Annotated in this window: 10 protein-coding genes; 4 read left to right on the forward strand and 6 right to left on the reverse strand. The window is 72.7% G+C overall.

What is annotated here, in order from left to right:
* The first annotated feature begins 7 nt into the window (after positions 1-7).
* From ABGB05_RS02045 to ABGB05_RS02055, 3 genes are read left to right on the forward strand one after another with little or no spacing between them, the layout of a single operon-like run.
* On the forward strand, positions 8-1,300 hold the full coding sequence (locus tag ABGB05_RS02045) for a sigma-70 family RNA polymerase sigma factor (RefSeq protein WP_347651385.1): 1,293 nt from the start codon (positions 8-10) through the stop codon (positions 1,298-1,300).
* Positions 1,294-1,779 carry a DinB family protein gene (locus ABGB05_RS02050; protein ID WP_347651386.1) on the forward strand — a complete coding sequence of 162 codons (486 nt, stop codon included), beginning with the start codon at positions 1,294-1,296 and terminating at the stop codon, positions 1,777-1,779. Before ABGB05_RS02045 ends, ABGB05_RS02050 begins: the two co-directional genes overlap by 7 nt.
* A 36-nt stretch (positions 1,780-1,815) precedes the next feature.
* Complete coding sequence (locus ABGB05_RS02055; protein WP_347651387.1) at positions 1,816-5,226, forward strand: BTAD domain-containing putative transcriptional regulator; 3,411 nt, start codon at positions 1,816-1,818, stop codon at positions 5,224-5,226.
* Between the two features lie 7 nt (positions 5,227-5,233).
* Here the strand turns inward: ABGB05_RS02055 and ABGB05_RS02060 are convergent, their stop codons facing one another.
* The 3 genes from ABGB05_RS02060 to ABGB05_RS02070 form a co-directional block, all read right to left on the reverse strand.
* Positions 5,234-5,803 (reverse strand): dihydrofolate reductase family protein, encoded by a 570-nt coding sequence (locus tag ABGB05_RS02060; protein ID WP_347651388.1) that lies wholly within the window; start codon positions 5,801-5,803, stop codon positions 5,234-5,236.
* Between the two features lie 153 nt (positions 5,804-5,956).
* Positions 5,957-6,934 (reverse strand): NADP-dependent oxidoreductase, encoded by a 978-nt coding sequence (locus ABGB05_RS02065; protein ID WP_347651389.1) that lies wholly within the window; start codon positions 6,932-6,934, stop codon positions 5,957-5,959.
* Between the two features lie 29 nt (positions 6,935-6,963).
* Positions 6,964-8,058: a Gfo/Idh/MocA family oxidoreductase gene (locus tag ABGB05_RS02070; RefSeq protein ID WP_347651390.1), complete on the reverse strand. Its 1,095-nt coding sequence runs from the start codon at positions 8,056-8,058 to the stop codon at positions 6,964-6,966.
* 389 nt (positions 8,059-8,447) lie between these two features.
* Between ABGB05_RS02070 and ABGB05_RS02075 the strand changes: the two genes are divergently transcribed.
* Positions 8,448-9,029, forward strand: coding sequence for a TetR/AcrR family transcriptional regulator (locus tag ABGB05_RS02075; RefSeq protein WP_347651391.1), 582 nt, complete (start codon positions 8,448-8,450; stop codon positions 9,027-9,029).
* 15 nt (positions 9,030-9,044) lie between these two features.
* Here ABGB05_RS02075 and ABGB05_RS02080 read toward each other — a convergent pair whose 3' ends face one another.
* The 3 genes from ABGB05_RS02080 to ABGB05_RS02090 all read right to left on the reverse strand — a co-directional run bounded on the left by ABGB05_RS02080 (position 9,045) and on the right by ABGB05_RS02090 (position 14,159).
* Entirely contained in the window at positions 9,045-10,700 is a 1,656-nt protein-coding gene (locus ABGB05_RS02080; RefSeq protein WP_347651392.1) for a hypothetical protein, read from the reverse strand.
* 69 nt (positions 10,701-10,769) lie between these two features.
* Positions 10,770-12,422 carry a hypothetical protein gene (locus ABGB05_RS02085; RefSeq protein ID WP_347651393.1) on the reverse strand — a complete coding sequence of 551 codons (1,653 nt, stop codon included), beginning with the start codon at positions 12,420-12,422 and terminating at the stop codon, positions 10,770-10,772.
* A gap of 90 nt (positions 12,423-12,512) precedes the next feature.
* Entirely contained in the window at positions 12,513-14,159 is a 1,647-nt protein-coding gene (locus ABGB05_RS02090; RefSeq protein WP_347651394.1) for a hypothetical protein, read from the reverse strand.
* Between the last annotated feature and the right edge of the window lie 119 nt (positions 14,160-14,278).

Genomic DNA, 14,278 nt, shown 5'->3' on the forward strand with positions numbered 1-14,278 from the left:
CCCGGCGGTGCGGACGGTTCCGGTGGCACCGCCGGCCCGGGCGACAGTGGCTGCCCAGGCGGTTCCGGCCCAGGCCCAGGTGGCCCGGGCGGTCGCGGAGGCGGCGGTCGAGGCGTACCCGCGGATCGTCGCCGCGCTGATCCGGATCACCGGTGACTGGACGCTCGCCGAGGACTGCGCCCAGGAGGCGCTGGCCCAGGCGCTGGCCCGGTGGCCCGACGACGGCGTACCGGACAGTCCGGGCGGTTGGCTGATGACGGTGGCCCGGAACCGGATGCTCGACGTCGTGCGCCGGGCCACCGTCGAGCGGCGCAAGCTGCGTGAACTGGCGGTGCTGGCGCTGACCGCCGCGACCGGGACCGGGGACGACAGACGGGAGGAGGTCGTGGACGACCGGCTACGGCTGATCTTCACCTGCTGCCATCCGGCTCTCGCCCTCCAGGCCCGGGTCGCGCTGACCCTGCGGACGATCTGCGCGGTCCCGACCGCGGACATCGCCCGGGTCTTCCTGGTCAGCGAGTCGACGATGACCCGCCGGCTGACCCGGGCCAAGACGAGGATCGCCGAGGCAGGGATCCCGTACCGGGTGCCCGACGGCAGGGCGCTCACCGAACGGCTGCCCGGCGTACTCGCCGTGCTCTACCTGCTCTTCACCCAGGGCTACAACCCCGACGGAGAACCCGCGTTCGCCGACGAGGCGATCCGGCTGGCCCGGCTGCTGGCCGAACTCATGCCGGAGCAGCCCGAGGTGTCGGCGCTGCTCGCACTCTTCCTGCTGCAGCACTCCCGGCGGGCCGCACGGCGGGACGCCGACGGCCGGCTGGTGCCGCTCGACCGGCAGGACCGGTCGCGCTGGGACCACGCCGCGATCGACGAGGGCGTACGCCTGCTCGCCGGGTCGCGCCAGCCCGGGCCGTACGGGTGGCAGGCCCGGATCGCCGCCTGCCACGCCACCGCCGCGTCGGCGGAGGAGACGGACTGGCGGCGGATCGCCGACTGCTACGACCAGCTGCTGCGCCTGGCGCCGGCCCCGGTCACCGCGCTGAACCGTGCCGTGGCGCACAGCTACGCGTACGGGCCGGCGGCCGGGCTCACCCTGCTCGCCGAGGCCCGGGCCGGAGGACGGCTCGACGACTATCCACTGGCGGTCGCCGTCGAGGCGGACCTCGTCGCCCGGTCCGGCCACCGCGAACGGGCGGCGACGCTGTTCCGGACGGCGGCGTCGCGTACCCCCGGCGCGGCCGAGCGGCGCGCGCTGCTCGACCGCGCCGACGAACTCCAGGAGGGACCTCTGTGCTGAAACAACTGCGCGCCGCGCTCGACGACCAGCGCCGTCACGTGCTGGGTATCGTCGACGGCCTGACCGGGGAGGAACTGCGCCGACCGGTGCTGCCCTCGGGCTGGTCCTGTCTCGGCCTGGTCAACCACCTGGCGTTGGACGTGGAGCGGGGCTGGTTCCGGGCGGTGGTCGGCGGCCAGCGGGTCGTGATCGACGAGTTGGCGGGCGCCCCGGACGCCTGGGTCGTCGACCCGGACGTGCCCGCCGAGCTGGTGGTCGATCGCTACCGTCAGCAGATCGGACTGGCGGACGCTGTCATCGCCGCCACCCCGCTGGACGCCGCGCCGGCGTGGTGGCCCGAAGGCATGTTCGGCGGCTGGCGGCTGGACACCCATCAGGAGGTGCTGCTGCACGTGATCACCGAGACCGCCTGCCACGCGGGTCACCTTGACGCGGCCCGGGAACTCATCGACGGCCGACAGTGGCTCGTGCTGACCTGACCGGACGAGCACAGCCCGCGCCCGTAGCCTGGAGCGGTGCGATTCGGGGTGCTGGGGCCGCTGACCGTCTGGACCGACCATGGCGAGGCGGTCACCGTCCCCGGTCGCAAGGTCCGGGCGCTCCTGGCCGACCTGCTGGTCCACCAGGGACGGACGGTGTCGGCGGACCGGCTGGTCGCGGACCTGTGGGGTGAGGCGGCGCCCGCCGACCCCACCGCCGCGCTGCACGTACGGGTCTCGCAGCTCCGTCGTGCCCTGGCCGGTGCCGAGCCCGACGGCCGGGACCTGGTGGTGTCCCAGGCCCCCGGGTACGTGCTGCGGGCCGGCTCCGACGCGGTCGACGCGACCCGGTTCTCCAGCCTGGTCGAGCGGTCCCAGGCGGCCGGGGACCCGCGGCTGCGGGCCGGGCTGCTGGCCGAGGCGCTGGACCTGTGGCGTGGACCGGCGTTGGCCGACTTCGCCGACGAGGAGTTCGCCCGCGCCGCCGTGGCCCGCTGGGAGGAGCAGCGGCTGACCGCCGTGGAGGCGTACGCGGAAGCGCGGCTGGAGCTGGGCGAGCACCGGGAACTCGTCGGGGAGCTGGGTGAACTGGTGACCCGGCATCCGTACCGGGAGCGGCTGCGGGCGGCCCTGATGCGGGCTCTGCACCGGGCTGGTCGTACCGGCGAGGCACTCGACAGCTTCCAGGAACTGCGGCATCAGCTCGCCGACGAACTGGGCCTGGATCCGGGGCCGGAGTTGGCCGCCCTGCACCGGGCGATCCTCGCCGGTGACCCGGTCGAGGAACCGCCGACGCCGACCCCGCGTCCGGTTCGGCCGACCAGCAACCTGCCGGCGCCGGTGACCGACCTGATCGGCCGGGAACACGCACTACGACGGGTACGCGAACTCCTGTCGACCAGCCGGCTCGTCACGTTGACCGGCCCGGGCGGGGTGGGCAAGACCAGTGTGGCGCTGGCGGTGGCCCGGGGCGTGGTCGAGGCGTACCCGGACGGGGTGTGGCTGGTCGACCTGACCGCCTGGGACGGCTCGGGCGAGCTGGCCGAGTTGATACTCGCCACCCTCGGCATCGCCGACGTACCGGGTGACGGCGGGCCGGCGGGTGGGCGGCTGACGGCCGCACTGCGCGGGACGCGGACGCTGCTCGTGCTGGACAACTGCGAGCACGTGATCGAGTCGGCGGCGGAGCTGGTCGGGGCGTTGCTGCCGGCCGCGCCCGAGCTGCGGGTGCTGGCGACCAGTCGGGAACCACTGCGGCTGCGGGCCGAGGCCCGTTGGGACCTGCCGCCGTTGGAGGTCCCGGACACCGACGACCCGGCCCGGCTGGCCCGGTCCTCCGCCGTGCGGCTGTTCCTCGCCCGCGCCGGACTGCCGTCGGAGAGCGGGCCGACGGCCGAACCGGCGGTGCCCGCCGGGGCGGCGGTGCCGGCCGGGGCGGTGGCGGTGCCGGCCGGAGCAGCCGCGGTGGTGGAGGTCGCCGAGGTGTGCCGGCGGCTGGACGGCATCCCGCTGGCGCTGGAACTGGCGGCGACCCGGGTCCCGGCGCTCGGGGTCTCCGAACTGGCGGCCCGGCTGGAGGTACCGCAGGACCGGTTCGGGCTGCTCGGCAGTGGGCCGCGGGACGCGCCGGCCCGGCAACGCACCCTGGCCGCGGTGATCGACTGGAGTTGGCGGCTGCTGACCGGACCCGAACGGATGGTGCTGCGCCGGTTGGCGGTGCATTCCGGCGGATGCACCCTCGACGCGGCCGAGACGGTCTGCGCCGGGGACGGGGTCGCCGCCGGTGAGGTGCTGGACCTGCTGGCCGGCCTGGTCGACCGGTCACTTGTGGTACGCGGTGACGGGGCGCGGTTCCGGCTGTTGGAGTCGGTGTCCGCGTACTGCCTGGACCAGTTGCGGCGGGCCGGGGAGGAAACGGTGCTGCGGCGTCGGCACGCCGACCACTACCTGGCGTTCGCCGCGCGGGCCGATCCGCTGCTGCGTGGTCCGGGGCAGCGGGAGTGGCTGGGCCGGCTGGACGCCGAGGCGGCGAACCTCCGGGCGGCCCTGGAGACGTACCGGCGGGAGGGCGCGGCCGGGCCGGCGTTGCGGCTGGCCCGGGCGCTGACCTGGTACCGCTTCCTGCGTGGCCGGCTTACCGAGGCGCGCCGCGCCCTGGCCATGGCGTTGGCCGTACCCGGCGAGGCACCCGCCGAGCTGCGGGCCGAGGCCGAGGCCTGGTACGTCGGTCTGGCGATCCGGCAGGGCGACCACTCGGGGACGGAACCCGGCATCGGCGGGAGAACCCCGGAACGGGCGGACGCCGGTCTGTCCGACGCCGGCTTGTCCGACGGCGGTCCATCCAACGCGGGTCCGGCCAGGGTCGGGCGGGTGACAGAGGTGCTGCGGGCCTACGAGAAGGTCGGTGACCTGGTCGGACTGGCCCGGCTCGAATGGTGGCTGGGCGGCGCGATCATCAACTCCGGGGACGAGGCCGCCACCGGAGAGCTGCTGGACCGGGCGTTGGAGACGTTCCGGGCGGCCGGTGACCGGTGGGGTGAGGCGGCGGTACTCAGCACCCGGGCCATGCTCGCGCACGTGCGGCACGATCCTGCCGCCCTGGAGCGGGACGCCCGACGCGGCGCCGCGATCTTCGGCGAACTGGGCGACGACTGGGGGGTACTGCAGGCCACCGACTGGCTGATCGGCCTGGCGGACCTGACCGGCGACCAGACGGAGGCGCTCCGACTGAGCCGGGTCGGCCTGCGGATCGCCGAGGAACTCGGGCTCTGGTCCGATGTGGCGGGTCGGCTGGGCTGGCTGGCCTGGATCTGCGTGCAGACCGGGGACTATCCGCAGGCCCGGGAGCACGCGGAGCGGGCCCGGAGGTTGGCCGCCGAGCAGGGGCTGGAGGCGCTGGCCGTCTTCGCCACCCTCAGCCTGGCGATCGCCGTACGCCGGGGCGGCCGTCCCGATCTCGCGGAGGAGCACCTGCGGTGGCTGCTGGCCTCGGCCCGCAACCAGCGAATCGGGGAGGGACATCCGCCGTACCTGGGAATGGTGCTGGTCGAGCTGGGGCTGTCCGCCGCCGACCGGGGTGACCCGGTCGGCGCGCTGGGCTGGCACCGGGAGGGCTTCGAGATCGCCCACGAGCAGGATTCGCTGCCGGAGCTGGCGTGGGCGCTGACCGGAATGGCCGACGCGCTGGTCCGGCGGGCGGGCGCGGATGCCGTCGTCGAACCGGCCGAACCGGCCGAACCGGCCGGGCTGGCCGCGCGACTGCTCGGCGCGGCCGACGCCGCCTGGCGGCGCCACGGCCAGCCGCGCTCCGTCGCCGACCGGGCCGAGCTGGACCGGATCCGGGCGGCGGTCGAGGCCGCCGATCCCGAATTCGCGGTCTGGTACGCGCGCGGTGCCGGGCTGACCCCGACCCAGGCCCGGTCACTGCTGGACGGCGACCGGGCCTGAGCGGACGTCACTTCGGCACGTAGATGTGTACGACGATGCCGGAACCGAACCGGTTGACGTCGGCCAGCTTCAGGTGGGTGGTGTCGAACCCGGCCCCCTCGAACAGGTGCTTGCCGGCACCGACGATGACCGGGAAGTACCAGAAGTGGAACTCGTCGACCAGGCCGTGTTCGACGAGGGTACGGTCCAGCTCGCCGGTACCCCACTTGACGATGTTCCCGCCCGGCTGTTCCTTGAGCTTGGCGACCTCCTCGGCGACGTCCCCGGTGAGCAGGGTGGCGTTCCAGGTCGTCTCGGTCAGGGTCCGGGAGGCGACGTACTTCGGCATCGCGTTCATCTGGTCGGCGGCCGGGTCACCGGCCCGCCCGGACCAGGCCGCCGCGAAACCCTCGTAGGTCACCCGGCCGAGCAGCATCGCGTCCGCCTCCGTCGACAGCTTGGTGGCGTAGTTGGCGTGGTCCTCGTCCCAGTACGGCTGCCCCCAGTGCTGCGGCTCGGCCCGGGATGCGGTGGACGGGCGGGTGTCGTCGATGACGCCGTCCAGCGAGACGAACGTCGACTCGATGAGCTTGCGCATGGCTCTGCTCCCTCTGATCTGCGGTCTGTTGCCGTCTTCGGCGATGACCACAGCCTGCCGGGATCCCCTTACGGTTTCCTTCAGCTCTCCTTCCGCTGCCCTGCGGTCGCCGGGCGCCGGGTCGGGCGCCCGGCCCGGCCGTGTCCGGTCCGCCTAGAACTCGATGACGAGTCGACCCCGGACCCCACCCGCTTCGAGGAGCCGGTGCGCCCGGTACGCCTGCTCCGGGGGGAACGTCTCGGCGACCCGCAGGCTGAGCCGTCCTTCGGTGGCGAGCTGGCGGAGCAGTTCGAGCTTGTCGCGCCGGTTCTCGTACTGGTAGACGTACGCGAGGACGGGGGTGACGCCGTGGCGCTCCGCCGCCTGCTCGAACTCCGCCTGGTCCGGCATGCCGCGGACGTACGCCAGTCGGCCGCCGTGGCGGATCGCCGGCAGCAGCGGGGCGCCGATGATCGCGGCGTCGACGACCGCGTCGACGCCGTCCGGGGCGTGTTCGCGGAACCGGTCGGCGACATCCGCCCCCCGGGCGACGACGACATCGGCACCGAGGGCGGTGACCAGGTCGACGTCGCGCGGTGCGGCGTCGGCCAGCACCCGGTGACCGGCGGCCCTGGCCAGCTGCACGGCGTAACCGCCGACCGCCCCGGCCGCACCGGTGACCGCGACTGTGCCGCGTGGGGCGAGGTTCAGGTTATCGAGGGCGTGCAGGGCGGTCAGTCCGTTCATCGGCAGGGTGGCCGCCTCGGCGAGGCTCGCCCCGGTGGGTACCGGCACCACCGCGGGTTCGGGGAGTACAACCCAACCGGCGTAGCTTCCCCCGGCGGGGCGCATGGGGTTGACCGTGGCCATCACCTGGTCGCCGATCGAGAGTTCGGTGGCGGTGCCGGGACCGATCTCGTCGATGGTGCCGGCGATCTCGTGACCGGGGATGACGGGGTCGGCACCCTGTTGCCGGATCGGTGTCAGGCCGGCCCGGATCAGGGTGTCGCCCGGGTTGACGACTGTGGCGCGTACCCGGATCCGCACCTCGCCCGGGCCGGCGTGCGGGGTGGGCCGGTCGAGGACCTCAAGCACCTCCGGCCCGCCGTGCCGGCGCAGACCTACCACCTTCATGGTGTCGTCGTTCTTCATGGTGTCGCTCCGCTCGTCCGGTGAGTTGTTCACCGCAGGGACTGGGTGGTGCCGGTGGCCGACGAGCGCTCGACGGCGTCGACGAACCGGTGCCGGGTCAGGGCGTGTGCGAAGTCGGGTACGGTCCGGGTGCCCTCGGCCAGGTCCCGGGCCAGCTGCGCGTAGAGCTTCGCGATGCTGCCGGTCGGCATGCCGGTCAGTCCGGCGGGCACACCCTCGGTGTACGAGGCCGGCACCTCGATCGGCGCGACGGTGCTGTCGGTGCCCCGGCCGCCGGCCAGGGTGAGCTGGGCGACCTGCACGTTTCCCCAGTCAGCGGTCAGGACGAGGTCACCCTCGGTGCCGTTGATCTCCCAACGGAAGTTGTCGCCCCGGGACGTGCCGCCCCGGTAGAAGACCGAGGCGGCCGCGCCGGAGGTCAGGGTGCCGATGATGGCGACCTGGTCGGGTGCGGTGACGGGGATGCGGCTGCCGTCCTCGAGAACGGTCGCCTCGGTACGGCCGACGACGAGGTTCGCCGCCACCGAGTCGAACTCGCCGAGTACGAAGTGGAACGGGTCGAGGGCGTGCAGCGCGGCGGAGGTGAGCGCGGTGGCGCCCTGGCTCTTGTCGAACCAGTACGCCTGACCGTGGCTGGCCACCTCGCCACCCCAGACCATGCCGGAGCCGACCATGGTGGTGCCGAGGACCCTGCCGAGATATCCGCCCTGGATCAGGTCCCGGGCGTGCTGAACCTCGGGGGCGTACCGGCCCTGGAGTCCGACCACGGTACGGACGCCGGTCGTCCGGGCCAGCTCGGCGAGCTGGTCGGCCTCGGCCAGTCCGTTGGCGAGTGGCCACTCGCTGTAGACCATCTTGCCGGCCCGGAGCGCTGCGGAGATCAGCTCGAAGTGCTGGGCGACCCGCGTGGTGACGACCACCAGGTCGACACCGGGGTGGTTGATCAGCTCCTGGTGGTTGTCGTAGCCGGGTACGCCGTGCTTGGCCGCGGCGGCCTCGGCCGAGCTGCGTCGGGAGGTGCTGACCGCACGCAGTTCGAACGACGGCGACGCCGCGATCACCGGGATGTGTGAGTTCGAGGCCCACGCACCGGGGCCGATGATGCCTACGCCTACCGGGGTCATGCTGCTCCTCTGCCGATCATGGATCAATGGTTGCGTGATCTGTCGTGGAATGAGGCTCGTATCCGAAATGTCGCCCTGGATGGGGATTGGCTTACAGGGCGGCGCAGGCAACCGTACGGTATCTGGAGCGATCGACCAATAATCGTGAGTCGGGTCACCGGCGATGGTTTGGCTCAGCCTGGGGCGCCAGCGCGCCGGCAGAGCCTGGACTCCGCGTCTCCGACGCTGCAGGGCGGCGACAGCCTGCGGGTTGTCGGCAGCCCGGCGAGGAGGGCACAGGGGGAGGGTGACAGGGACGATCGCGGCCCCCGAACGCAGACCGGGGGAGCCGGCCGAGCCGAGCGGCACGATAGTTTGTTGGTCGTTCCAGATCGACGTACCCTGGGATGATGGCACGGACCCGAGAATTCGACCTTGACGTCGCGGTCGGCGCCGCCCTGGAGGTCTTCTGCCGCAAGGGCTACGAGGGTACGTCGATGCGCGACCTGACCGAGGCGACCGGCCTCGGCAGCGGCTCCCTCTACGCGGCCTTCGGCAGCAAGGAGGGCATCTACCTGGCCGTCCTCGACCTCTACCGGCGGCAGTACGCGGCACCCCTGGCCGAACTGCTCCGCTCCGGCACCAACGCCCGCGACGTGATCCGGGAGATGTTCGTCGGCACCGTCGACGAGATCGTCCAGGACGGCCGTCGCCAGGCCTGCCTGATCGTCGGCGCGGCCATGGAACGGGCGCACCTCGACCTCCAGGTCGCCCAACGGCTCCGGTCGACCACCCAGGCACTGGCACTCGCACTGTTCGACGTCATCGCCGAGGCGCAGCTACGGGGCCAGATCCCGGTCGACCGGAACGCCAACGACCTGGCCCACTTCCTGGTCGCGAGCCTGCAGGGGCTCCGGGTGATGGCAGCGATCAACCCGGACCGGGAGACCCTGACGCGGTCCGCCGAGGTCGCCCTCCGCTGCCTCGACTGAACCCGTCGCGGGGGTTCAGTAGTACGCGCCCTCGCCCTGCGGACCGGCGAGCCGGAGACCGTACCGGTGCGGCCAGAGCCGGTCGGTCCGCAGATCCATCCCGTTCGTCGAGGTGGGCTGGGGCACCAGACCGCCAGCCGAGCCGTGGAAGACGTACGTGGAGCCGGACGGCCAGTCGAAACCACTGACCACCTCCCCGCTCGCCGCGACCACCGCGTCCAGCCCGCCGGTGCCGTCGAGGTTCAGCAGGGCGATGGAGGCACCGAACCTGTCGTCGCGTTCCGCGCCACCCGGGATCACCGGGTCGTTCTGGTCGAACGACTGGGCACCCGTCCCGGTGAGACCAGCGGCCGAGCCCTTCAGCAGGGTGACCACCCCGGCTCCGGTGTTCGAACCGAGCGCCTCGCCCGGTGCGCTGACCAGCACATCCGCCCGGCCGTCGCCGGTGACGTCACCGGTTGCGACCCTCGCACCGAACCGGTCGTCCTGCTCGGGCTCGCCCGGGATTCCCGCCGTGCGCTGGCTGATGACCCGTACCGCCTTGTCGGAGAGGCCGGCGGTCCGACCGGTGAAGACCGCGAGGACACCGCCGTAGATGCCCGGGGTCTGCGCGTCGGGCACCCCGACGACCACCTCGCCGAGCCCGTCACCGTTCACGTCGCCGATCGCCAAGGGTGAGCCCAGGTACCAGGCCACGGTGTTCGCGTCGCCGGTTGCCGGATAGATGCCCCAGCCGGTGGCCGAGGTGGCCCCGCTGGTCGACACCCCGCCCGCCGAACCCCACAGCAGGGCGACCGAGCCACTGCCCTCCGGGCTCACCATGTCGTTCTCGAGCGGAGCGCCGATCACCAGGTCGGCGTAGCGGTCGTTGTTGACCCGGCCGATCGCCAGGCCGGAGCCGAACCGGTCGTTCCGCTCGGAGGCGCCCGGCACGGCGGTCTGATCCTGGTAGAGGTCCTGGGCCCCGGTCGTGGTGATACCGCTCGCGCTGCCGAAGACGACGGTCACCGAGCCGGCCTCGACCTTGCTGCCGATCGCCTCCCCCTCCGCGCCGATCGCGAGGTCGTCGTACCCGTCGCCGTTGATGTCGCCGGCCGCGAGCGCCACGCCGAACCGGTCGAGGTTCTCCGGCTCGCCAGGTATGCCGGGGGAACGCTGGTTGATGTGCCCGGCGGCATCGACCACCAGCCCGGTGCTGCTACCCGGGAGGATCCAGACCCCGCCGGCCCGGGTCTGGTTACCCGGATCGACCTCGTCCGAGTCGCCGATCACCAGGTCGTCGTAGCCGTCGGCGTTGAAGTCCCCGGTCGCGACCGCGCGGCCGAAGCAACCGCAGCCGCCGCCCTCGGTGGTACCGGTCAGGTAGTCGACCCGCGGCGTGGACGAGTAGCGCACCACGACCAGACCGGTGGAGTTGTACGGCAGGCTGTTCCAGGTGGGCAGCGACAGGTCGGAGGTGGCCGCGATGTCGTCGACGCCGTCACCGTCGAAGTCGGACCGGGTGGCACCTGACCCGGTGACCGGGGTGGTCGCCTTCGGCACCCAGTGGTACTGGAGGCCGACACCGTCCCGGGTGACGAGCCGGACGTCGTCCGCCGCCTGCACCGGGGTGCTGATCCCCAGGCTGGCCACCAGGGCCAGCGCGGAGACGCCGGCAAGCCTTGCTCGCATCAGAACCTCCGGTTTCCGTTGACGGTCGACCGTCGCGTCGGCAAGTGGCTGCACAGTGGAGCTTCGCGGTCAGGGCAGCGGGACGCCGCTCTGCGGTCCCGCGATCTTGAGGCCGTACCGCTGCGGCCAGATCCGGTCGGTACGCAGGTCCAGGCCGTTCGTCGAGCTGGCCTGCGGTACGAGCCCGGTGCCCGACCCGTGGAACGGATACAGGGCGCCGGACGGGTAGCCGGCCGGGTCGCCGCCGACCTCCTCGCCGGCCGCCGACACGACGGCGTCCAGCCCGCCGGTGCCGTCCAGGTTCAGCAGGGCAACGGAGCCACCGAAGACGTCGTTGCGTTCGGATCCACCGGGGATGACCGGGTCGTTCTGGTCGAACGACTGGGCGCCGGTGCCGGTGAGTCCGGAGGCGGAACCCTTGAGCAGGGTGATCACGCCGGCCCGGACCGCCGAACCGATCGCCTCGCCATGCGTGCCGACCAGGACGTCCGCCCGGCCGTCGCCGGTCACGTCACCGACCGCCAGCGCGCCCGCGAAGTTGTCCCCGTCCTCGGGGTCACCCGGCACACCCGAGGTGCGCTGGGTGATCACCCGTACCGCGCTGTTGGAGATTCCGGCGGTGCGTCCGGTGAAGACCGCGAGCAGGCCACCACGGAGGTGCGGGGTCTGGGCGCCGGGGGCTCCGACCACCACCTCGCCGAGCCCGTCGCCGTTCACGTCACCGATCGCGAGGGTCTCACCCAGATACCAGGCGATGGTCTCCTGACTACCGGTCGACGGGTAGATCCCCCAGCCGGTCACCGACGTGACGCCGGTGGTCGACACCCCGCCGGCCGAGCCCCACATCAGGACGACGGTGCCGCTGCCGTCGTCGCCCGATCCGTCGTTCTCGTGCGGGGAGCCGATGGCCAGGTCGGCGTACCCGTCGGTGTTGACCCTGCCGATCGCGAGCGTGAAGCCGAAGTGGTCGTTGCGCTCGGCGCCGCCGGGCACCGCCGCCTGGTCCTGGTGGATGTCCTGTACGCCGGTGGTGGTGATGCCGGTCGACCCGCCGAACAGCACGGTCACCGAACCCGCCTCGGACGCGCTGCCGATCGACTCCCGGTACGCGCCGACGGCCAGGTCGTCGTAACCGTCGCCGTTGAGGTCCCCGGCGGCGAGCGCGGCACCGAACCAGTCGTAGTTCTCCGGGTCGCCGGGGACACCGGGCGAGCTCTGGTTGACGTGCCGGGCCAGGTCGACGACCAGGCCGGTGCTGCTGCCCGGGATGATCCAGACCCCGCCGGCGTGGGCCTGGTTGCCCGGATCCACCTCGTCGGCGTCACCGATCGCCAGGTCGTCGTAGCCGTCGTGGTTGAAGTCGCCGGCCACCTGGGAGATGCCGAAGCAGCCACAGCCGCTCTCGTTCAGTACCCCCATGAAGTAGTCGACCTGTGGGGCGGACGAGTAACGCACCACGACCACCCCGGTCGGGTGGTGCGGCAGATTCGGGTCGCCCGGGTCGCTGCTCGCCGCGATGTCGTCGATGCCGTCGCCGTCGAAGTCGGAACGGGTGGGTCCGCTGCCGGTGCCCGGACTGGTCGCCTTCGCCACCCGCTGGTACTGCAGGATGACCCCGTCCCGGGTGATCGTCCGGAACTCGTCCGCAGCCCTCGCCGGGGTGGTCAACCCCAGGCTGGCCGCGACGGCCAGAGCCGAGAAGCCGGCGATTCGTCGACGCATGACATCCCCTGTTCGCTGCCGGTGACCGACAGGCTGGATAAGTGGATCAACAACTGCCCGGTCGCCTATCGAGCTGATCGGCACGTCGACTCAGTACGGGGTGTGCCCGCCCTGCGCGCCGACCAGGTGCAGGCCATACTGCTGCGGCCAGATCCGGTCGGTACGCAGACCGGCGCCGTTGGTCGAGGTCGGCTGCGGGACGAGCCCGCCACCGGAGCCGTGGAACCGGTACGTGGAGCCGGAACCCCAGCCGGCGTCGTCGCCGTTCACCTCTTCGCCGGGGGCCGCGACCAGGGCGTCCAGCCCGCCAACACCGTCCAGGTTGAGCAGGGCGACCGAACCGCCGAACCTGTCACCGGCCTCGGCCCCGCCGGGGACGATCGGGTCGTTCTGGTCGAAGGACTGGGCGCCGGTGCCGGTGAGGCCGGCGGCGGAACCCTTGAGCAGGGTGACCACACCCGCGCCGGTGGCCGAACCGAGGGCCTCGCCGGGGGTGCCGACCAGGACGTCCGCCCGACCGTCGCCGGTCACGTCGCCGACCGCGAGCCGGGCGCCGAACCAGTCACCGCCCTCGGGCTCGCCCGGTACACCGGACGTGCGCTGGGTGACGACCCGGACCGCGTCCCTGGACAGGCCGCCGGACCGGCCGGTGAAGGCCACGACCAGACCGCCGGTGACGTTCGGGGTCGTGGAGCTGGGTGCCCCGGCGATCACCTCGCCGAGCCCGTCGCCGTTCACGTCACCGATGGCCAGTGCCTCGCCCAGGCGACGGACGGTGGTGCCGGCTTCCGGCATCCCCTGGTACAGGTCCACGCCGGTGACCGAGGTGGCGCCGGTGGTCGACATCCCGCCCGCCGAACCCCAGATCAGGGCGACCGCGCCGCTGCCGTTCGGCTCGTCGTTCTCGTTGGGCGAGGCGATGGCCAGGTCGGCGTACCGGTCGTTGTTGACCCTGCCGATCGCGAGCCCGAAACCGAACATGTCGTTGCGCTCGGAGCCGCCGGGGACGGCGGCCTGGTCCTGGTGGATGTCCTGGGCGCCGGTGGTGGTGATGCCGGTCGGGCTGCCGAACAGCACGGTGACCGCGCCGGCCTCCGTCTTGCTGCCGATCGCCTCTCCGTACGCGCCGATCGCCAGGTCGTCGCGGCCGTCGCCGTTGAGGTCGCCGGCGGCGAGCGCTCCGCCGAACCAGTCCTTGGTCTCCGACTCGCCGGGTACGCCGGGCGAGCTCTGGTTGACGTGGCTCGCCGAATCGAGCACAAGGCCGGACGGGCTGCCCGGGATGATCCAAACCCCGCCGCCCTCGGCCCGGTTGCCGCGATCCACCTCGTCCGGGTCACCGATCGCCAGGTCGTCGTAGCCGTCCCCGTCGAAGTCGCCGGCCACCACCGGGGTACCGAAGCAGCAGCCGCTGCCGGAGAGGGCGGAACCGGTGAGGTAGTCGACCTGCGGCGCCGACGAGTAGTGCACGACCACGATCCCGGCCGAACTCTCGGGCAGATCGATCCGGTAGTGCGGGACTGCGGCGGCCGCGATGTCGTCGACGCCGTCACCGTCGAAGTCGGATCGGGTGGCGCCGGCCCCGGTCATCGGGCTGGCCGTCACCGGCACCCGGTAGAGCTGGAGGACAAAACCGTCCCGGGTGACGCTGCGGATCTCCTCCGCCGCCCGCGCGCCCTCCACCGCCCGTGCCGGGGCACTGGTTGTCAGCCCGACCAGCACGGCCAGCACCGACATGCCCGCAATCCTTCGACGCACCGGAGATCCCCCGCTCGTTGTAAACGCTCCGACATGTTAGGGGAGTGGACCGACGGTGGCGACCAGGTAAACGGGGGATGCCGACCGGCGATTTCAAC

This window comes from Plantactinospora sp. B5E13 (assembly GCF_039871775.1).
GTDB lineage: Bacteria > Actinomycetota > Actinomycetes > Mycobacteriales > Micromonosporaceae > Plantactinospora.